This is a genomic window from Streptomyces sp. NPDC045956, from assembly GCF_056430705.1.
Genome location: NZ_JBWKKZ010000009.1, coordinates 124,594 through 144,517, shown reverse-complemented (window position 1 = coordinate 144,517; position 19,924 = coordinate 124,594). Strand labels below are relative to the sequence as shown.

General features: G+C 72.6%; 19 protein-coding genes. 5 read left to right on the top strand and 14 right to left on the bottom strand.

Annotation, left to right across the window (positions count from 1 at the left end):
* Positions 1–170: 170 nt before the first annotated feature.
* From AC07FV_RS24000 to AC07FV_RS23970, 7 genes are all read right to left on the bottom strand, one after another.
* On the bottom strand, positions 171–950 hold the full coding sequence (locus AC07FV_RS24000; RefSeq protein ID WP_391972170.1) for a DUF3159 domain-containing protein: 780 nt from the start codon (positions 948–950) through the stop codon (positions 171–173).
* 3 nt (positions 951–953) lie between these two features.
* Positions 954–1,352 (bottom strand): OB-fold nucleic acid binding domain-containing protein, encoded by a 399-nt coding sequence (locus AC07FV_RS23995; RefSeq protein ID WP_073731801.1) that lies wholly within the window; start codon positions 1,350–1,352, stop codon positions 954–956.
* 62 nt (positions 1,353–1,414) lie between these two features.
* Positions 1,415–2,098, bottom strand: coding sequence for a response regulator (locus AC07FV_RS23990; RefSeq protein ID WP_479089349.1), 684 nt, complete (start codon positions 2,096–2,098; stop codon positions 1,415–1,417).
* Entirely contained in the window at positions 2,095–4,659 is a 2,565-nt protein-coding gene (locus AC07FV_RS23985) for an ATP-binding protein (RefSeq protein WP_479089348.1), read from the bottom strand. The genes AC07FV_RS23990 and AC07FV_RS23985 overlap by 4 nt, the downstream gene beginning before the upstream one ends.
* A gap of 319 nt (positions 4,660–4,978) precedes the next feature.
* Entirely contained in the window at positions 4,979–5,731 is a 753-nt protein-coding gene (locus tag AC07FV_RS23980) for a DUF3710 domain-containing protein (protein ID WP_356612752.1), read from the bottom strand.
* Between the two features lies 1 nt (position 5,732).
* The gene (gene dut / locus AC07FV_RS23975) at positions 5,733–6,293 is read right to left on the bottom strand and encodes a dUTP diphosphatase (protein WP_479089347.1); all 561 of its coding nucleotides are present in this window, start codon (positions 6,291–6,293) and stop codon (positions 5,733–5,735) included.
* Positions 6,290–6,874 (bottom strand): PaaI family thioesterase, encoded by a 585-nt coding sequence (locus tag AC07FV_RS23970; RefSeq protein WP_479089346.1) that lies wholly within the window; start codon positions 6,872–6,874, stop codon positions 6,290–6,292. The genes dut and AC07FV_RS23970 overlap by 4 nt, the downstream gene beginning before the upstream one ends.
* 57 nt (positions 6,875–6,931) lie before the next feature.
* On the opposite strand from AC07FV_RS23970, the gene AC07FV_RS23965 reads away from it, so the two are divergent.
* Complete coding sequence (locus tag AC07FV_RS23965) at positions 6,932–7,393, top strand: DUF3093 domain-containing protein (RefSeq protein ID WP_479089345.1); 462 nt, start codon at positions 6,932–6,934, stop codon at positions 7,391–7,393.
* Between the two features lie 15 nt (positions 7,394–7,408).
* Here the strand turns inward: AC07FV_RS23965 and AC07FV_RS23960 are convergent, their stop codons facing one another.
* From AC07FV_RS23960 to AC07FV_RS23945, 4 genes are all read right to left on the bottom strand, one after another.
* On the bottom strand, positions 7,409–8,359 hold the full coding sequence (locus tag AC07FV_RS23960) for a hypothetical protein (protein WP_479089344.1): 951 nt from the start codon (positions 8,357–8,359) through the stop codon (positions 7,409–7,411).
* 13 nt (positions 8,360–8,372) lie between these two features.
* Positions 8,373–8,669: a DUF4193 domain-containing protein gene (locus AC07FV_RS23955; protein ID WP_003993510.1), complete on the bottom strand. Its 297-nt coding sequence runs from the start codon at positions 8,667–8,669 to the stop codon at positions 8,373–8,375.
* A gap of 405 nt (positions 8,670–9,074) precedes the next feature.
* On the bottom strand, positions 9,075–10,319 hold the full coding sequence (locus AC07FV_RS23950) for a sensor histidine kinase (protein ID WP_479089343.1): 1,245 nt from the start codon (positions 10,317–10,319) through the stop codon (positions 9,075–9,077).
* Between the two features lie 6 nt (positions 10,320–10,325).
* Positions 10,326–10,979 carry a response regulator transcription factor gene (locus AC07FV_RS23945; protein ID WP_003993508.1) on the bottom strand — a complete coding sequence of 218 codons (654 nt, stop codon included), beginning with the start codon at positions 10,977–10,979 and terminating at the stop codon, positions 10,326–10,328.
* Between the two features lie 415 nt (positions 10,980–11,394).
* On the opposite strand from AC07FV_RS23945, the gene AC07FV_RS23940 reads away from it, so the two are divergent.
* Complete coding sequence (locus AC07FV_RS23940; RefSeq protein WP_167355239.1) at positions 11,395–11,568, top strand: hypothetical protein; 174 nt, start codon at positions 11,395–11,397, stop codon at positions 11,566–11,568.
* Positions 11,569–12,809: 1,241 nt separating this feature from the next.
* Here AC07FV_RS23940 and AC07FV_RS23935 read toward each other — a convergent pair.
* A complete protein-coding gene (locus AC07FV_RS23935) occupies positions 12,810–13,628 on the bottom strand; it encodes an inositol monophosphatase family protein (protein ID WP_479089342.1) in 819 nt (272 codons plus the stop codon).
* A gap of 8 nt (positions 13,629–13,636) precedes the next feature.
* Positions 13,637–14,764 carry a ferrochelatase gene (locus AC07FV_RS23930; protein WP_479089341.1) on the bottom strand — a complete coding sequence of 376 codons (1,128 nt, stop codon included), beginning with the start codon at positions 14,762–14,764 and terminating at the stop codon, positions 13,637–13,639.
* Positions 14,765–14,926: 162 nt separating this feature from the next.
* Between AC07FV_RS23930 and AC07FV_RS23925 the strand changes: the two genes are divergently transcribed.
* The gene (locus AC07FV_RS23925) at positions 14,927–16,183 is read left to right on the top strand and encodes an MFS transporter (RefSeq protein ID WP_479089340.1); all 1,257 of its coding nucleotides are present in this window, start codon (positions 14,927–14,929) and stop codon (positions 16,181–16,183) included.
* On the top strand, positions 16,125–17,462 hold the full coding sequence (locus tag AC07FV_RS23920; RefSeq protein ID WP_479089339.1) for a D-arabinono-1,4-lactone oxidase: 1,338 nt from the start codon (positions 16,125–16,127) through the stop codon (positions 17,460–17,462). The genes AC07FV_RS23925 and AC07FV_RS23920 overlap by 59 nt, the downstream gene beginning before the upstream one ends.
* Here AC07FV_RS23920 and AC07FV_RS23915 read toward each other — a convergent pair.
* Positions 17,386–18,267: a hypothetical protein gene (locus AC07FV_RS23915; protein WP_479089338.1), complete on the bottom strand. Its 882-nt coding sequence runs from the start codon at positions 18,265–18,267 to the stop codon at positions 17,386–17,388. The two genes, AC07FV_RS23920 and AC07FV_RS23915, sit on opposite strands and share 77 nt — an antisense overlap.
* Positions 18,268–18,738: 471 nt before the next feature.
* Here AC07FV_RS23915 and sepH point away from each other — a divergent pair, with 471 nt between their 5' ends.
* A complete protein-coding gene (gene sepH / locus AC07FV_RS23910; RefSeq protein ID WP_479089337.1) occupies positions 18,739–19,797 on the top strand; it encodes a septation protein SepH in 1,059 nt (352 codons plus the stop codon).
* The last annotated feature ends 127 nt before the right edge of the window (positions 19,798–19,924 follow it).

Here is a 19,924-nt window from a genome sequence, read left to right as displayed (position 1 = left end):
CAACGCCGCACCGTGGACCCGCCCCTCCCCGGCCGCCGTCGCGCCCCCCCAAAGATCTCCGGGCGCCCCCACCGTCGTACGGACGTCGGCGTAACGCGTCACGGGCGGCTGTTCGCCCCCGCCCTCGGCGCGACGAGCGGGTGACTGTCAGCCCTCCGCCCTCGGCACGGTCAGCCCTTGCGGTGCCTGCCGCTCTGCGCGGGGTCCACGGCGTCGCCGCCCAGCGCCTCGCGCTCGGCCTTCGCCCGCTCCTCGCGTTCCTTCTCGGCCTGCTCCGCCGCCTCCATCTCCGCGAACACGTCGATGGGCGCCGGCGCCTTCGCCAGGAAGACCCAGGTCAGCCAGACGGCGAGCAGGAACGGCGGGATCTTCAGGGTGACCAGCACCCAGCCGAGCTGCTCGGTGTCCGCCCACCAGTACAGCGGGAAGAGGATCGCGCTCTTGGCGAGCAGGATCAGGCCCCAGGCGTAGCTGGCCTTCGTGTACGCCTTCTTGCGGCCGGGGTTGCGGGTGCGCCAGGAGAGGTTCTCCTTGAAGACCGGGCCGAGGATCAGGCCGATCAGCGGGACACCGGCCAGCGAGGTCACGATGTAGGCCAGGGCCAGGCCCAGCGTGTAGAGCATGCCCGGCAGGTAGAAGTTCTTGGCGTTGTCGGTCATCATCGCGAAGACCACGCCGAAGGCGACGCCGAAGACCCCGCTGAAGGCGTGCTTGACGGTGTCCTTCATCACCAGCCGGACCACGACCAGCACCAGGGACACCGCGAGCGCGGCGATCGCCGACATGTGCAGGTCGTTGTTGAGCGTGAAGATCGTGACGAAGAGCAGACCCGGCAGGACCGTCTCGATCATGCCGCGCACGCCGCCGAACGCTTCGAACAGCGCGGCCTCCGTCACCGCCCGGGCGTCGTCCGCTTCCGTCTGTTCGGTCGGCTTGTCGAGCGACGTCACCGGCTACTCCCGTCCGAGGGGTCTCAGTTCGTACTTCGGGTTGAAGAGCACCCGGCGGCCCCGGCTCATCGAGATCCGGCCCGATGCGATGAGCTTGCGCCCCGGCTCTATGCCCACGATGGAGCGTCTGCCCAGCCACACCACGTCCAGGGCGGCGGAACCGTCGAACAGCTCGGCCTCCAGGGCGGGGACGCCCGCACGGGGACGCAGGGTGACCGTGCGCAAGGTACCAGTAACCGAGACGATCTGCCGGTCCTGGCAGTCGCAGATACGGGTGCAGCCGGCGGTGTCTGCGTCCTCGCGCAGTTCCTCGGACTCCAGGTCCTCCTGGGACGAGGAGAGCCGGTCGAACATGCGCCGGAACCGGCCCACCGGCTTGTCGGAACGCGGAGCAGCACTCATATCTAGAGCGTACCGGGGGTCACCGACAGGCAGACACCCTCTCCGGGCCGGTATCGCGAGGCTCACTTCTCGAAGCGGTACCCCATGCCCGGCTCGGTGATGAAGTGCCGCGGATGCGCCGGGTCCGCTTCCAGCTTGCGGCGCAGCTGCGCCATGTAGACGCGCAGGTAGTTCGTCTCGGTCCCGTACGACGGCCCCCACACCTCCTGGAGGAGCTGCTTCTGGCTGACCAGGCGCCCGGAGTCGCGCACCAGCACCTCCAGAAGGTGCCACTCGGTGGGCGTGAGCCGTACGTCCTTCCCGGCCCGGTGCACCTTCTTGGCGGCCAGGTCCACGGTGAACTCCCCGGTGTCCACGACCACGTCGCCCGCGTCGCCCGGGACGGGCTCGGCCCGGCGGACGGCGGCCCGCAGCCGGGCCAGCAGTTCGTCCATGCCGAAGGGCTTGGTGACGTAGTCGTCGGCGCCCGCGTCCAGCGCCTCGACCTTCTCGTCGGAGGCGTGCCGGGCGGACAGCACCAGGATGGGCACCCGGGTCCAGCCGCGCAGGCCCCGGATCACCTCGACGCCGTCCATGTCGGGCAGGCCGAGGTCCAGCACCACCACGTCGGGCTGGCGGGCGGCGGCGAGCCGGAGGGCGGTGGCGCCGTCGTGGGCGGCGTCGACCTCGTAGTGCCGGGCCTTGAGGTTGATCACGAGGGCACGCACGATCTGCGGTTCGTCGTCGATCACGAGCACCCTGGTCATCGGACGGCCTGCCTTTCCGCGGTCGTGGACCGCGCTGCCTCGGAAAGCGCTGTCGCGGCGCGGGAGGAGCCCGCCGCGCGGAGGGTGAGCACCATGGTGAGGCCGCCGCCGGGGGTGTCCTCGGCGTTGAGGGTGCCGCCCATCGCCTCGGCGAAGCCCCTCGCCACGGCCAGGCCGAGACCGACCCCGGCGCCGCGCGGTGCGTCGCCGTACCGCTGGAACGGCTCGAAGATGCGGTCCTTGGCCTCGTCCGGCACGCCCGGCCCCCGGTCGACGACCCGTACCTCGACCCGGTCCGCGAGGGCGCTGGCGGCGACCAGGACGGTGCGTCCGGCGGGGCTGTACTTGACGGCGTTCTCCACCAGGTTGGCCATCGACCGCTCCAGCAGCCCGGCGTCCACGGCGACCATCGGCAGGGTCTCGGGGATGTCCAGCTCGGCGCTCCCCTCGGGCACCCCGCCGAGCGCCATCGGCACCACCTCGTCGACGTCGATCTCGCGGATCAGCGGCGTGACCGTGCCGGTCTGCAGGCGGGACATGTCGAGCAGGTTGCCCACGAGGTTGTCGAGGCGGTCGGCGCCCTCCTCGATGCCCTCCAGCAGCTCCCCCTGGTCCTCGTCGGACCAGGCGACGTCGTCGGACCTGAGGCTGGTGACCGCCGCCTTGATGCCGGCGAGCGGGGTACGGAGGTCGTGGCTGACGGCGGCCAGCAGCGCCGTACGGATGCGGTTGCCCTCGGCGAGGGCACGGGACCGGTCGGCCTCCTCGCGCAGGCGCCGCCGGTCCAGGACGACGGCGGCCTGGGCGGCGAAGGCGGCCAGCACCCGCCGGTCCTCTGCGGGCAGGACCCGGCCGGTCAGGGCGAGGGCCATGTGGTCCCCGACCGGCATGTCCACGTCCGCGTCCTCGGGTCGCCGCACCGCGGGGCCCGCCCCGGCCCGGCCGGCGCAGGTCCAGGGCGCCACGTCGTCCGCCCGTTCCAGCAGGGCGGCCGACTCCATGCCGAAGGTCTCGCGGACCCGCTCCAGCAGCGTCTCCAGGCTGGTCTCGCCGCGCAGCACGTCGCCGGCGAGGAAGGAGAGGATCTCGGACTCGGCGCGCAGCCGGGCCGCCTGGTGGGTGCGGCGGGCGGCGACGTCGACGACGGAGGCCACGGAGAGCGCGACGCCCACGAATATGGCCAGCGCCAGCATGTTCCGGGGATCGGCGATGGTGATCCGGTCGACCGGGGGCGTGAAGAACCAGTTCAGCAGCAGTGACCCGACGGCGGCCGAGGCGAGCGCCGGGTACAGCCCGCCGAGCAGGGCCGCGGCGACGGTGAGCGCCAGGTAGAGCAGTACGTCGTTGGCGAGCCCGAGGTGGACGGAGTTCAGCAGCAGCGTCAGCAGCACCGGCCCGCCGAGGCCCGCGATCCAGCCCTGGACGATCCGGGAGCGGCCGAGCCGCGCTCCGTGGGCCACCGGCAGTCCGCGGCCCTTGGCGACCTCCTCGTGGGTCACGATGTGGACGTCCAGGTCGGGTCCGGACTCGCGGGCGACCGTGGCGCCGACGCCGGGCCCCAGGACGTACTGCCAGGCCTTGCGGCGCGAGGAGCCTAGGACGATCTGGGTGGCGTTGACGCCGCGCGCGAAGTCGAGGAGGGCGGCCGGCACGTCCTCGCCGAGCACGTGGTGGAAGGTGCCGCCGAGGTCCTCGGCCAGGGTGCGCTGGACCGCCAGTTCCTTCGGGGAGGCCGAGGTCAGCCCGTCGCTGCGGGCCACGTACACGGCCAGCACCTCGCCACCGGCGCCCTTCTCGGCGAGGCGCGCGGCCCGCCGTATCAGGGTGCGGCCCTCGGGCCCGCCGGTCAGACCGACGACGATGCGCTCGCGCGAGCCCCATATCTTCGAGACGCGGTGCTCGCTGCGGTACTGCTGGAGGTACTCGTCGACGCGGTCGGCGACCCAGAGCAGCGCGAGTTCCCGCAGGGCGGTGAGGTTGCCGGGGCGGAAGTAGTTGGAGAGGGCCGCGTCGACCTTGTCCGGCTGGTAGATGTTGCCGTGGGCCATGCGCCGGCGCAGAGCCTGGGGCGACATGTCGACCAGCTCTATCTGGTCCGCCCGTCGCACCACCTCGTCCGGCACGGTCTCCTGCTGCCGCACCCCCGTGATCGACTCCACCACGTCACCGAGTGACTCCAGGTGCTGGATGTTGACGGTCGAGATCACGTCGATCCCGGCGGCCAGCAGTTCCTCCACGTCCTGCCAGCGCTTGGTGTTGCGGGCACCGGGGACGTTGCTGTGGGCGAGTTCGTCCACCAGCGCCACGCGGGGGGCCCTGGCCAGCACCGCGTCCAGGTCCAGCTCGGTGAAGAGGGCGCCGCGGTGCGTCAGCTCCCGGCGCGGCACCTGCTCCAGGCCGTGCAGCAGGACCTCGGTGCGCGAGCGGCCGTGGTGCTCCACGAGGGCCACGACGCAGTCGGTTCCCCGCTCCAGGCGGCGGTGGGCCTCCGACAGCATGGCGTAGGTCTTGCCGACGCCCGGCGCCGCGCCGAGGTAGATCCGAAGCTTGCCGCGTCCCATGGCCTCATTGTCTTCCGCTCGGCGCCCAGTGCGCAGCGTCGACCCTACGACCCGCAATCGCGACATATCGGGGCGGGGCGCTGACGCCGGTCGTCCTTGACGCAACCCTGACGCCTCCGAGGTCACGACCGCGGCCCGGCCTTCCCGGCCCCGGACCGCCCTTCAGACCTACCGGCTCACCTCGCGGCACGAGCCTGAGGACCTTCGTACGGCGGAGGGCCGCGGCCCGCTACGGCAGGAGGGCCGCGCCCCGTGCGGGACGCGGCCCTCCTGCGCGCGCGTGCGCCGCGCGCGTACGGAATCCGTACGGAGTCTTCGCCTAACGGACCTCGGTGATCTCCGGTCCGCGCTGGAGCTGGCCCATGCCGCCGGAGAAGCGGGAACCCTCCTCCTGCTGCACGCCCTCGGGGACCATCTGCGCGTCGTTCGGCAGCTTGAGGACGATGGGGTCGCGGGGGGCCATCGGGCCGTCGCCGCGGACCACGACCGTGTCCCGGAAGATCTGCTCGAGCAGGCCGGCGGCCTGCGGCTGCACCGCGCCCTGGCCCGAGATCACTCCGCGCAGGAACCAGCGGGGGCCGTCCACACCGACGAACCGCACGACCTGGAAACCGCCCGTGCCGTCCGGCAGCTGCACCGGCACCTGGGCCCGCAGCTCCCAGCCCAGCGGGCCTTCGACCTCGTCGATGATGCCGCCCTGCGCCGTGATGCCGGAGCCGATCTCCTCGCGCACCTCGCCCCAGATGCCCTCGCGCTTGGGAGCGGCGAAGCCCTGGAGCTGGATGGCGCTGTCGCGCAGCACGACGGTCGCGGCGACGATCGCGTCGCCCGCGACCTCCACCCGCAACTCCATGCCGTCGACTCCGGGGACGAACAGACCGCCCAGGTCCACCCGGCCCTCGGCCGGGTCGCGGACCTCGGTGCTGTCCCAGGGCCCGTCGGGCCGCGGTTCGGGCTCGAGCCGCACGCGCTCGCGCTCTTCGTCCGCCTCGGTGTCGACGCTGTCGACGACCTGCTCGGCCTCGCCGGCCGCGCCCTCGGCGGCATCCCTCTTCTTGCGACGTCCGAACACGTCACTGTCCTTCCCGGTCGGATACGACCGAAGCGTATCGATTCCCACCCGTCGGGCCGCCGTCGGCGACCTGACCGCTTGTGCCGCTTGCACGGTCCAACCCGGCGTGGCCGCCGGTGGACCCGAAGCCCCCCTCGGCCCGCGCCGAGTCGGGAAGCTCCGCGACCTGGCGGAAGCGGACCCTCTCGACCTGCTGGACGACCAGTTGGGCAATCCGGTCGAAGCGCTCGAACCGCACCGTCTCGCGCGGGTCGAGATTCACCACGATCACCTTGATCTCCCCACGGTACCCGGCATCAATCGTCCCCGGGGCATTCACGAGGGCGACACCGCAGCGGGCGGCCAGACCGGAACGTGGGTGCACGAAGGCCGCGTACCCCTCGGGGAGCGCCACAGACACGCCCGTCGGCAGTACGGCCCGTTCACCGGGGGCGAGTTCGCAGCCCTCGGTGGTGCGCAGATCGGCGCCCGCGTCGCCGGGCTGCGCGTACGACGGAAGCGGTACGTCGGGGTCGACGCGGCGGATCAGGACGTCGAGTTCCGGCCTGGGCCCCGGGCTCACGGGTTCACCTCGAAGGCGCGGGCGCGGCGGAGCTGGTCGGGGTCGTCCATGGCGGCGCGGATCTCCTCCTCGCGGCCGTGGCTCACGAAGTGATCGACCTTGACCTCGATGAAGAGCGCGTCGGCGCGCACGGCCACGGGTCCGTCGGGGCCGCCGATCCGGCCGGTGGCGGTGGAGTAGATCTTCCGGCCGGCCACGGCGGTCACCTCGGCCTCCAGGTACAGCGTCGTGTCGACGGGGACCGGCCGCAGGAAGTCGGTCTCCAGTCGACCGGTCACCGCGATGGTGCGCAGCAGCCAGTTCAGCGAGCCGAGGGTCTCGTCCAGGGCGGTGGCCAGCACACCGCCGTGCGCCAGGCCGGGGGCGCCCTGGTGGGCGGGCTGCACGGTGAACTCGGCGGTGATCGCCACGCCTTCCGCGGCCCGCGCCTGGAGGTGCAGTCCGTGGGGCTGGTCGCCGCCGCAGCCGAAGCACTGGCCGTAGTGCGCGCCGAGCAGCTCGCCGGGGGCGGGCGCGTCGGGGTGCCGTTCGGGTTTCACGGCGTCGGCGGGGGGCTGAAGACCCGGGGAAGTACCACTCACAGGCGCAGACCTTACCCGCGCGTCGGCCGATCACCGATACCGTGCCAAGCTTGGTTCATGCAGCCCTCCCCCGCCCCGTACGAAGAACGTCTCACCGCGCCCCGCTCCTGGTGGCTGATCTCCTTCGTGGTGGGGCTCGCCTTCGCCCTGATCCTGCTGCCCTTCGGCACGCTGCCGATGCTGGGCGGCCTGGCCGGCGGGACGGCCGTGGCGGCGGTGGCGGCCAGCTCCTACGGTGCGGTCCGCATCCGCGTCGTGGGCGACTCGCTCATCGCGGGCGAGGCGAAGGTGCCGGTCTCGGCGCTGGGCGAGGCGGAGATCCTCGATCCGGAGGAGGCCCGCGCCTGGCGGACGTACAAGGCCGACACCCGGGCCTTCCTGCTGCTGCGCGCGTACATCCCGAGGGCCGTGCGCGTGGTGGTCACGGACCCGCAGGACCCGACTCCGTACCTGTACCTGTCGACCCGCGAGCCGGAGCGGCTGGTGGAGGCGCTGGCGGCGGCCAGGGCCGCGGCCTAGCGCCCGCGTACGGGGTCAGCGCCCGCTGCCCCCGCCGGGGCGGTGGCCGGGGCCTCCGGGGCCCAGTTCTCTCGCCAGGGCGCCCATGTCCAGCGCGTCCTGCGGTCCGTCCAGAGCCGGAAGGTCGCCGAGGGCGCTCCACGGGACCTGCTTCTTGCGCAGGTCCGCCCGGATTCTGGCGGCCAGCTTCCTGGTGTCGCGGCGGTTCATGACGGCTCCCACGGCCGCGCCCACCATGAACGGCATCAGGTTCGGCAGGTCACGCACCATCCGCTTCATGATCTGCTGACGCAGCTGGCGCTTCATGTGGCTGTTCATGGCCGAACCGAGGCTGGCCGGCTTCGACACGTCGACGCCGCGCTCGTCCGACCAGGAGTTGAGGTACGCGGTGCTCCGCTGCGCGAGGCTGCCGGGCGGGCGTACCCCGTAGACCTCGTGGAGTTCGGCGATCAGCTTGAGTTCGATCGCCGCGACGCCGGTGATCTCGGCGGCCAGCTCGGCGGGCATCGCGGGCGGTACGGGCATCATCGCCGCGGCGCCGATCCCCGCTCCCACGGTCGCCGTGCCCTTGGCCGCGCCGGCCACCAGCCGGTCGGCCAGCTCCTCGGGGCCCAGGCCCGGGAAGTGCTTGCGGAGCGTCGCCAGGTCCCGCACGGGCACGCGCGGGGCCAGCTCGATGATGCGGTCGGCGAGGTGCGCCAGGGCGGCCCTGGCGCGCTGGCCGCCGTTGCGGACGCCCTCTCCGGCCTTGCGCCGGAACGCCGCCGCCCGACGCCGGGCGGCGGGTGCCGGCGTCTCCGTGGTCGCCGGGAGGTCAGCCCGGCCGGCCACGGGTTCGGGCGAGGCCGTCCCGCTGCCGGTCGGGCCCCGCTCGTCGTCACGCGCGCTGTACGGACCGTCCACCGGTCCTTGGTCCGCTTCCCGCCTGGAGAAGCGGCGCTTCCAGGGAGGGGTCGAGCCAGTCACGGCCGACCCCGCCTCAGTCGCAGTCGCGGCAGATGGGCTGGCCGTTCTTCTCCCGGGCCAGCTGGCTGCGGTGGTGCACCAGGAAGCAGCTCATGCAGGTGAACTCGTCCTGCTGCTTCGGCAGTACACGGACGGCCAGTTCCTCGTTCGAGAGATCGGCGCCGGGAAGTTCGAGGCCTTCCGCGGCCTCGAACTCGTCGACGTCGACGGCCGAGGCGGACTTGTCGTTCCGCCGGGCCTTCAGCTCTTCAAGGCTGTCCGAGTCGACGTCGTCGTCGGTCTTGCGTGGAGTGTCGTAATCGGTTGCCATGGTCGCTCTCCCCCTCTGGGTGTCTGCGGTGTCTTCAGCGCACGTAACGCGTGAGAGGCCGGACTTGTGCCCGACCTGAGGCGGAGATTTTGCCTCACATCAAGGTCTGTTACTCAATCGACACCCAACCGGACCCCTCATGAGTGATCGGCTTGGATGGCGATGGGGACCGTACACGGTCCTAATACCGCACTTCAAAGGCGCCCCACCGTGTACTTCCCGTGATCAGGACCCCTGAAAACCGGGATTTTCCCGGCTTTCCGACAGGGTGCATGATCACGGAGAGTAGAGGAGAGGAAAGCCTCCGCTGTGATCGATCACACAGGTGCTTTCCGGGCCGGTGGCCTGGAAATTCTGCTCAAAGCGAACATCTTCGGAGCTCGGTGGGATGTCGGGGTCATGATCTCAGACGGGCAGCGTGACGCGCATGACGAGCCCCCCGCCCTCGCGCGGTTGCGCGTAGATGTGCCCGCCGTGCGCCCGTGCCACGGACCGCGCGATGGACAGGCCGAGGCCCACGCCCTTGTCGCTGCCCGTGCGCTCGGTGCGCAGCCGCCGGAACGGCTCGAAGAGGTTGTCGATCTCGTACGCCGGCACGACCGGGCCCGTGTTGGTGACCACCAGGACCGCCTGGCCGTTCTCCACCGCGGTCGTGACCTCGACCCAGCCCTGTTCGGGCACGTTGTAGCGCACCGCGTTCTGCACCAGGTTCAGGGCGATCCGCTCCAGCAGGACGCCGTTGCCCTGGACCACCGCGGGCTCACGCGCACCGCGGACCTCCACGCCCTTGGCGCCCGCCTCGGCGTGCACCTGGTCGATGGCCTGACCGGCCACCTCGGCGAGGTCCACCGGCTTGCGCTCGACGATCTGGTTGTCGCTGCGGGCCAGGAGCAGCAGGCCCTCGACGAGCTGCTCGCTGCGTTCGTTGGTGGCCAGCAGCGTCTTGCCGAGCTGTTGGAGCTCCACCGGGGCGTTCGGGTCGGACAAGTGCACTTCCAGGAGCGTGCGGTTGATCGCCAGGGGCGTGCGCAACTCGTGGGAGGCGTTGCCGACGAAGCGCTGCTGGGCGGTGAAGGCCCGTTGCAGCCGCTCCAGCATGTCGTCGAAGGTGTCCGCCAGCTCCTTCAGCTCGTCGTCCGGGCCGTCCAGCTCGATCCGGCGCGAGAGGTCCGAGCCCGCCACCGCGCGGGCGGTACGGGTGATCCGGCCCAGCGGCGACAGGACGCGTCCGGCCATGGCGTAGCCGAAGGCGAAGGCGATCACGGCGAGTCCGAGCAGCGCCAGCAGCGAGCGGCTGAGCAGCCGGTCCAGGGCCGCCTGGCGCTCGTGGTCGATGCACTCGCTGATCGCCGCGTTGAACTCCGACAGCGACAGGTTGCCGTTGGTGACCCCCGGGCAGTCGTTGCTGGCGACGCGGAGGCCCTCGAAGTCGACGATCTTGTAAAGGGGCTGGTTGCCGGTACGCACCGCCTGGGCGGCGAGCAGGTAGATGATCGACAGCAGCAGGATGCCGGCGATCAGGAACATGCCGCCGTACAGCAGCGTGAGCCTTATGCGGATGGTCGGGCGCAGCCAGGGCAGCGGGGTGGCCGACCGCGGGGCCCAGGTGGGCTTCGGGGGCGCCCCGGGGGGCGCGGGTGTCGTCGCCACGGTCGATCAGATCCGGTAGCCGGAGCCGGGGACGGTGACGATGACCGGCGGCTCGCCCAGCTTGCGGCGCAGGGTCATGACGGTCACGCGGACGACGTTGGTGAACGGGTCGGTGTTCTCGTCCCAGGCCTTCTCCAGCAGCTGTTCCGCCGAGACGACCGCGCCCTCGCTGCGCATGAGCACCTCCAGCACGGCGAACTCCTTGGGCGCCAGCTGCACCTCCTTGCCGTCGCGGAAGACCTCGCGGCGGTTCGGGTCGAGCTTGATCCCGGCGCGCTCCAGGACGGGCGGCAGGGGCACGCTGGTCCGCCGGCCCAGGGCGCGCACGCGCGCGATGAGCTCGCTGAACGCGAACGGCTTCGGGAGGTAGTCGTCGGCGCCGATCTCCAGGCCCTCGACGCGGTCGCTGACGTCGCCGGAGGCCGTGAGCATCAGCACCCGGGTGGGCATGCCCAGCTCGACGATCTTGCGGCAGACGTCGTCACCGTGCACGAGCGGGAGGTCGCGGTCGAGGACGACCACGTCGTAGTCGTTCACGCCGATGCGCTCCAGGGCGGCCGCACCGTCGTACACGACGTCGACGGCCATGGCCTCCCGGCGCAGTCCGGTGGCCACCGCATCGGCGAGCAGTTGCTCGTCCTCGACGACGAGTACGCGCACGTCGCTTGTCCTTCCTCTGTCCACCCGCGTAGCGCTTGTCGGGCGCACGAGGGCAGGGGTTGGTGGGTGTGTTGCCTCCATCCTGCCCTTTTCGGCCATAAGTCGGCTGTAAGACGGGTGAGGGGCAGGTGTGGAACCGTCTCGCGGAACCGGGAATGCGAGATTTCGTCGGGAGGTTGAGGTTTCCGCGGATGGGAGCGGGGGGAGGACGGCTTTACACCCCGCGATCACGCTCTGCCTGTACCGCGTCACCGCACGGTACGCCGCGGTCCGCTTCCGCAGAGCGGGCGTGGGTGTCCGGCACCGTCGCCGCCCAGCGGGGCAGCGCTGGGCACTCCACCGGAGACGTGATCGCCCCTTCCCAACGGCACACCCCCGTGCCACCGACCCACGACCCAGGACGAGGGGGCGCAGCATGGACGCTTTCACCGCAGGACTTCTGCAGCGCATACAGACGACCGAGTCCGACCTGTCCCGGGCCCGCGACGAGGGGGACGAGTTCCTCGTCGACGTGGAGCTGGGAGAGCTCGACGACCTGCGCCGTCTCGCGGCCGAGCACGGTGTGGAGGTCAGCGCGACCGGCGTCTGACCGGCCCGTGAGCGACAGGCCCCGGCGGGATCCAGCGCCGGGGCCTGTCGTGCGGGTCGCCTCCGGCGGCGAGCGGCCCACCGGCCGGGGCGTGGCTCGGCGTGGCGGGACGTCGTCCGTCACCGCCCGGTACACGCTGCGCCCCGGACCGAACCTTCGGACGGTCCTGCCCGGCAAGCCGCCGCCCGACGGCCTTGGGTCTCGGGCGGGGTCGTCGAGACGGGGACGCCCCGAACCGGTCCGCGGCCGCGAGCATCGCGCGCACGATCAACGGCGACAGGCACCGCTCGGACCGGCCCGCGACCGCGAGCACCACACGGACGGCCCGCGGGCACGCCGCGGACGATCGACGACGACGGCACCGCGCGGACGGACCGCAGGCACCGGCACCGGCCGACGGTCCACGGCCGCCGGACGTCGCTCCGAGGGGCCTGGCTGGCGGAGTGCCGCCAGCCGGGCGGGCCGGGTCCGCCGTCCCCCCGAGGGCTCGGCCCGGGCATGCCGAGGGCTCCAGGCGGTCTGCCGTCCGTTCGCCGACGAGCCCCGACGGACGGGGGTGCCGCATGCGGCCACGGCCGGGGTGGGCCCGGCGCGACGGGTCGCGAGTGCTCGACGACCGCGAGCACCACGCGGACTGATCGCGATCGCAGGCACCACACGACGGGCTCCTCGGGCCCTCTCGGGCCTCCCGGAGGGCCGGCGACGACCGGCACCACGGGGACGATCGGGCCCCGGCCGCAAGCACCGCGCGCACGATCGACGACGGCGGGCACCGCGCGGACCGGTCCGCAGCCGCCGGACGTCGCACCGAAGGTGCCTCGGGCGGGGTGCCTGGCACCACCCGGCCTCGGGCTGGTGCCGGCAGCCGGGCGGGCCGGGTCCGCTGGCCCCGAGGGGCCGGGCCCGGCGTGCGGAAGGCACCCGGGCGGTCTGCTCTCCGTACGCCTCCCCGCGACGGAAGCGGGCGCGAGGGGCCGGCGGCGGCCGGGGTGGGCGCTACGCATCGGGTGCGGCCCGGTCGGCCTCCCCGGCGGGTGCCGACCCGGCGTCGAGCGGGCGGGCCGGAGACGCCGTCGCCGCGGGGCTCGGCGCGGACACGCGGCGGGGGCCGGACGGTCCGCCCTCCGTGCGCCGACCCGCCCCGACGGATGCGGGCACGGCACGAGGGGTGGGGGGCAGCCGGGTGGGCCCGGCGCTACGGGGCGCGGCGCCGGACCGTCGTCGTCAGCCCGGCCGGCCGGCTACGCGCCGAACTCCGTCAGGAGCCGCTGGAGGGGCTCGAAGACCTCCGGGGTGGCCGCGATCGTCAGGTCCCCGGACGGGCGCTCCCCGGGGCGTCCACCGGTCACCGCGCCCGCTTCCCGGGCGATGAGGTCCCCCGCCGCGAGGTCCCAGGGGTGCAGACCGCGCTCGTAGTAGCCGTCCAGGCGGCCGGCGGCCACGTCGCACAGGTCGATCGCGGCGGAGCCACCGCGCCGGATGTCGCGGACCAGCGGGATCAGCCGCCGCGCGATCTCCGCCTGCTCGGCGCGGACGTCGGCGACGTAGTTGAAGCCCGTGGAGACCAGCGCCTGGTCCAGCGGCGCCGGGGCACGGCAGGCGAGCCTGCGGGCACCGTCCCAGGCGCCCGTCGCCCAGGCCCCGCCGCCCAGCACCGCGTGGTACGACTCGCCGCGCATCGGCGCCACGACCACGCCGGCCACCCGCTCGCCGTCCTGCTCGGCGGCGACCGAGACCGCCCAGGTGGGCAGCCCGTACAGGTAGTTGACCGTGCCGTCGAGCGGGTCGATCACCCAGCGGACGCCACTCGTGCCCTCCGTGACGGAACCCTCCTCGCCGAGGAAGCCGTCGTCCGGGCGCCGGTCCGCGATCAGGCCGGTGATCAGCTTCTCCGCCGCGATGTCCATCTCGGTGACCACGTCGATGGGGCTGGACTTGGTGGCGGCGACCGCCAGGTCGGCGGGGCGGCCGTCGCGCAGCAGCTCGCCCGCGCGGTGCGCCGCCTCCAGGGCGATCTCCAGCAGCTCGGCACGGAGCGGGTCGGTCGTCACGTCGGTCACGGGGCTCCTCACGCGTAGGGGCTGTCGGCGCCCGCGGCGGCGGGGCGGGGGGCTCGGGCGGGGCAGCAGCCGACCGGGCAGAGGTCGTGGCTCGCGCGGAGCGCGCCGAGCGCGCACGGGACGACGTCCTGCCCGCGCTCGCCGGCGGCCCGCTCCAGGACCAGGTCACGGACCGCGGCGGCGAACCGCGGATCGGCGCCCACGGTCGCCGACCGGCGCACCGGCAGCCCCAGCTCCTCCGCCTTGGCCGTGGCCTCGGTGTCGAGGTCGTACAGGACCTCCATGTGGTCGGAGACGAAGCCGATGGGGGCCATCACCACGGCGGGGGCGCCGGCCGCGTGGCGCTCCTCCAGGTGGTCGCAGATGTCGGGCTCCAGCCACGGGATGTGCGGGGCACCCGAGCGCGACTGGTAGACGAGCTGCCAGGGGTGGTCGACACCGGTGCGCTCGCGGACGGCGTCGGCGATCGTCTGCGCGACGTCCAGGTGCTGGCGCACGTACGCGCCGCCGTCGCCGTGCTCCTCGACCGGTCCCGAGGTGTCCGCCGCCGCGGTGGGGATCGAGTGGGTCGAGAAGGCGATGTGGGCGCCGTCCCGCACCTCCTCGGGCAGCTCGGCGAGGGAGCGGAGGACCCCGTCGACCATCGGCTCCACGAAGCCCGGGTGGTTGAAGTAGTGCCGCAGCTTGTCGATCTTCGGCAGCTCCAGGCCCTCCGCCTCCAGCGCGGCGAGCGCGTCCGCGAGGTTCTCGCGGTACTGCCGGCAGCCCGAGTACGAGGCGTAGGCGCTGGTGGCGAGGACGAGGATGCGGCGGCGGCCGTCGCGGACCATCTCGCGCAGGGTGTCCGTCAGGTACGGCGCCCAGTTGCGGTTGCCCCAGTAGACCGGCAGGGCCAGGCCGTGCTCGGCGAAGTCCTTGCGGAGGGCGTCCAGCAGGGCCCGGTTCTGGTCGTTGATGGGGCTGACCCCGCCGAAGAGGAAGTAGTGCTGGCCGACTTCCCTGAGGCGTTCCTTGGGGATGCCGCGCCCACGCGTCACGTTCTCCAGGAACGGGACCACGTCGTCCGGGCCCTCCGGGCCGCCGAACGAGAGCAGGAGCAGGGCGTCGTAGGGGCTGGCATCGAGCACGTCTGGCATGTCTCGATCCTGCCACCCGGCACTGACAGCGGTGAAACGGTGGGTGCCGTCGGTGCGTCCCGCCCCTTCCGCGGGGGTGTTTCCCGACGGCTCGGCGAGTAATCTGTATCGACTGCGTTCGGACCTTACCGAGCCTCCACCGCGCCGCTTCCGGAGATCCCGTTGCCCAGCCCCTACCGCGCCCTGTTCGCCGCCCCGGGCTCCAAGGCCTTCTCGACCGCGGGCTTCCTCGGCCGGATGCCGCTGTCGATGATGGGCATCGGCGTGGTGACGATGATCTCGCAGCTCACCGGCCGGTACGGACTGGCCGGGGCCCTGTCGGCCACCATCGCGCTCTCCGCCGCCGTGGCCGGACCGCAGGTCTCCCGCCTGGTCGACCGGTACGGCCAGCGGCGGGTGCTGCGCCCGGCGACCCTGGTGTCGCTCAGCGCCGCGGCCGTGCTGCTGCCGGCCGCGCACTACGGGTGGCCGGACTGGGTGCTCTTCGTGTCCTGTGTGGGCATCGGCTGCGTACCGAGCCTCGGCGCGATGGTCCGGGCCCGCTGGGCGGCCCTGTACCGGGGAACCCAGCAGCTGCACACCGCGTACTCCTTCGAGTCCGTGGTGGACGAGATCTGCTTCATCTTCGGGCCGATCATCTCCATCGGTCTGTCCACGGCCTGGTTCCCGGAGGCCGGGCCGCTGCTGGCCGCCTGCTTCCTCGCGACGGGCGTGTTCTGGCTGACCGCGCAGCACGCCACCGAGCCCGAGCCGCACCCGCGCGAGCACAAGGGGGGCGGCTCCGCACTGCGCTCGCGCGGACTTCAGGTCCTGGTCGGCACGTTCGTGGCCACCGGCACGATCTTCGGCTCCATCGACGTCGTCACCGTGGCCTTCGCGGAGGAGGAAGGGCACAAGGCCGCCGCCAGCCTCGTGCTCGCCCTGTATGCGGCCGGGTCGTGCACGGCGGCCATGGTCTTCGGGCTGCTGCGCTTCGCCGGGCCGCCCGAGCGTCGCTGGCTGCTGGGCGTCTGCGCGATGGCCGTGAGTATGATCCCCCTCCTACTGGTCGGAAACCTGCTGTCTCTGGCCGTGGCGCTGTTCGTTGCGGGTCTGTCCATCGCTCCCACGATGATCACGACCATGTCCCTCATCGACCAGCACGTACCACGCACGCAGCTCACCGAGGGCATGACCTGGGTGAGCACCGGCCTCGCGGTCGGGATCGCGCTCGGCTCCTCCGGGGGCGGCTGGGTGATCGACGCCTCGGGCGCGCGCGCCGGGTACGGGGTTCCGGCGGTCGCCGGGGCCGTCGCGGTCGCGGTCGGTTTCCTCGGGTACCGCCGGCTCAAGCGGCCGGCTCCACGTCGGGGAGGGACCGTTGAGCAGCACACGCACGGCGAGCGGGAAGAGGAACGGGAAGAACGGCACATGGCGTAACTGGGGCGGCAACGTCCTGGCGCGCCCCGCGCGGGAGGTCGCTCCCGCCTCCGTCGCCGAACTGGCCGAGGCCGTCCGCCAGGCCGCCGAGGACGGACTGCGGGTCAAGGCCGTCGGCAGCGGTCACTCCTTCACGTCGATAGCCGCGACGGACGGTGTCCTGATACGTCCGGACCTGCTGACCGGCATCCGGGACATCGACCGCGCCGCCATGACCGTCACGGTGGAGGCGGGCACTCCGCTCAAGCGGCTCAACCTGGCCCTCGCCCGTGAGGGCCTGTCGCTCACGAACATGGGCGACATCATGGAGCAGACCGTCTCCGGCGCCACCAGCACCGGCACCCACGGCACGGGCCGCGAGTCCGCCTCCATCGCCGCCCAGATCCGGGGCCTCGAGATGGTCACGGCCGACGGCTCGGTACTGACCTGTTCCGAGCGGGAGAACAGCGAGGTGTTCGCCGCCGCCCGGATCGGCCTGGGCGCGCTGGGCGTCGTCACCGCGATCACCTTCGCGGTGGAGCCGATCTTCCTGCTCACGGCCCGCGAGGAACCGATGCCCTTCGAGCGCGTCCTCGCCGACTTCGACGAACTGTGGGCCGAGAACGAGCACTTCGAGTTCTACTGGTTCCCGCACACCGGCAGCACCAACACCAAGCGCAACAACCGCAGCGCCGGCCCCGCCCAGCCGGTGGGGCGCCTCCGGGGCTGGTTCGAGGACGAGTTCCTGTCCAACGGGGTCTTCCAGGCCGCCAACTGGGTCGGCCGCGCGGCCCCCGCCGGCGTTCCCGCGATCGCACGGATCTCCAGCAAGGCGCTCTCCGCGCGGACGTACACGGACACTCCCTACAAGGTGTTCACCTCCCCGCGGCGGGTGCGGTTCGTGGAGATGGAGTACGCCGTTCCGCGCGAGGCCGTGGTCGAGACGCTGCGCGAGCTGAAGACGATGGTCGACCGTTCACGGCTCCGGATCAGCTTCCCGGTCGAGGTGCGCACGGCCCCGGCCGACGACATCACGCTCTCCACCGCCTCCGGCCGCGACAGCGCGTACATCGCCGTCCACATGTTCCGGGGCACGCCCTATCAGGCGTACTTCACGGCCGCCGAGCGGATCTTCACGGCGCACGGGGGACGACCGCACTGGGGCAAGCTGCACACCCGGGACGCCGAGTACTTCTCCCGGGTGTATCCGCGCTTCGGTGAGTTCACGGCGCTGCGGGACCGTCTCGACCCGGATCGGCTGTTCCGGAACGACTACTTGCGCCGGGTTCTGGGGTCGTAGCCGACGGGTCGGGGTCCGGGCTCGTGGACGTGCCGGAGTCCTCGCCTCCGGTGGCGTCCGGGGTGGGCGTCGCGCCGGTGTCCGTACCGCCGTCGTCTCCTGAGGTGCCGTCCGGCGACGTGCTGCCACCGGTTCCGCTCGGGGACCCGGACGGAGTGGCGGCGGGAGCGTCGCCCCCGGAGCCGGAGTCCCCGGGCCCGTCCGGCCCGTCGGAGTCCTGGTCGTCCCGCGAGTCTCCCGAACCCCCGGAACCGCCCGAATCCCCCGAATCCCCCGCAGACTTGTTGTGACCGGACAGGGCGTTGCCGACGGTGGTGCTGTGGCCGCCGCCGAGATTCTGGCCGGAGGCGAGTTCGTAGGTGGTGATTCCGGCCATGGCGACGGCGAAGACGAGGGCCGCCGCGGCCACCGGACGCTTCCAGCCGGTGGCCCGCGCACGGTAGACCGTGCCCGCGGTGAACTCCCCCGGGACCGCGGCCGTGGACGCCGACGGTCCGGCGCCCGGCCGGCCGGCGGTCCGCGCCACGCCGGCGGTCCGCGCCACGCCGACGGGCCGTTTCTCCCGGATCTGCTCTCCGGTGCGACTGAAGAAGTGCTGGAGGACCGAACCCCCACAGGTGGCGACGACACTGATGAGGCCGGCCCCCAGGATCGTGCCGTACACGCCGAAGGAGGAGGCCAGTTTGGCGGCCACCACCGCCGCCAGGGCGCTGCCCGCCACCTGGGGCACGCTCAGGTCGATCCGCTTGGACCTCACCTCCGCACGCGCGTCCGTGTCGCCTGCGTCGTCGGGCTTTTCACGCATTCCCGGACCTTGCCTGCCTTTCCCGTACGCGATCGATCAACTGCACGAGAAAGGGACGTGCGGTCGAAACCATTAGTTCCGTTTCTGGCGATTGCGTGAAGTACGCCACGTCAAGATCACGGAAATCCCGTCGGGGGCGGCCGAGCGCGACCTCTTGCCGGAAGTCGGACGGCGTGCCCATCCACGCACATGGCCCGAATGGAGTACTGTTGCCAGCCCTGGGTCAGGCCGCCCGACCGGGGGTGCAGGACCTTGAAGGACCGCCGGGAGGGGGCTAGTTGCTCTGGGTGACGGATTTGGTCACTTAGCGTTGCGAACAGGTAACCGTGCCATAACGGCGATCCAGGGCCCAGGCCCGACACGCCGGGCAACTCGGCAAGGTTGTGGCAGGCTGCACCCGGGCAGGCCACACTCGACAGAGCGGAAGCAGCGACGCACGTGACGTCGGCAGGCACCACCCGGGAGGTCCCCATGCCCGAACTGCGTGTCGTGGCCGTCTCGAATGACGGCACACGGCTGGTGCTGAAGGCTGCGGACAGCACGGAGTACACGCTTCCGATCGACGAGCGGCTCCGGGCCGCCGTGCGCGGCGACCGTCCCCGCCTCGGCCAGATCGAGATCGAGGTGGAGAGCCATCTCCGCCCCCGCGACATCCAGGCACGTATACGAGCCGGCGCGACCGCGGAAGAGGTCGCCCAGATGGCCGGCATCCCCGTCGACCGCGTACGGCGCTTCGAGGGTCCCGTGCTGGCCGAGCGCGCCTTCATGGCGGAGCGGGCCCGCAAGACCCCCGTCCGCCGCCCCGGCGAGAACTCCGGGCCACCCCTCGGCGAGGCCGTGCAGGAACGGCTGCTGCTGCGCGGCGCCGACAAGGACACCGTCCAGTGGGACTCCTGGCGCCGCGACGACGGCACCTGGGAAGTCCTGTTGGTCTACCTGGTCGCCGGCGAACCGCACTCGGCGAGCTGGACGTACGACCCGCCCCGGCGGCTCGTCCAGGCCGTCGACTCGGAGGCGCGTGCGCTGATCGGCGAGTCCGACGATCTCGCCGCGCCCGAGCCCAGCTTCCCGTTCGTCCCGCGCATCGCCCGGCTGCCGCGCGACCGGCCGCTGGACCGTTCCCTCGACCGGGAGCAGCGGGAGCGGCCGAGTCTGCCCCCGCCACCGACCGAGCCGGCCGAGGAGACCGCGGCCACGGCGTCGGCCGAACGCGACTCGCTGACCAGCCTGCTCGAGGCCGTGCCGAGCTTCCGGGGCGACCTGGTGGTGCCCGAGCGTGCCCCGGAACCGGTCGAGGAGCCCGTCGAGGAAGCCGAGGTGGAGGAGGCCCCGGCGCCCGCGGCGTCGGCCGGCGCCGGCTCCGCCTACGCCGACGTCCTCATGCCGCGTTCGGTGGCCAGCCACCGCGACCGCCTGACCGGCTCCACCGACCGCCAGGCCGAGGCCGACGGCGTCCGCCCGGGCCGACGGGCGGCGGTACCGAGCTGGGACGAGATCGTGTTCGGGACGCGGCGCAAGAAGCAGGAATAGCGGCTCGGACCGACCACTTCGACCGTGACCGGGGTCCCGGGGGGGGGGGGGGGGGGGGGGGGGGGAAGGGGGGGGGGGGGGGGGGGGGGGGGGGGGGGAGCCCCCCCCACAAAAAGGGGGAGGAAAA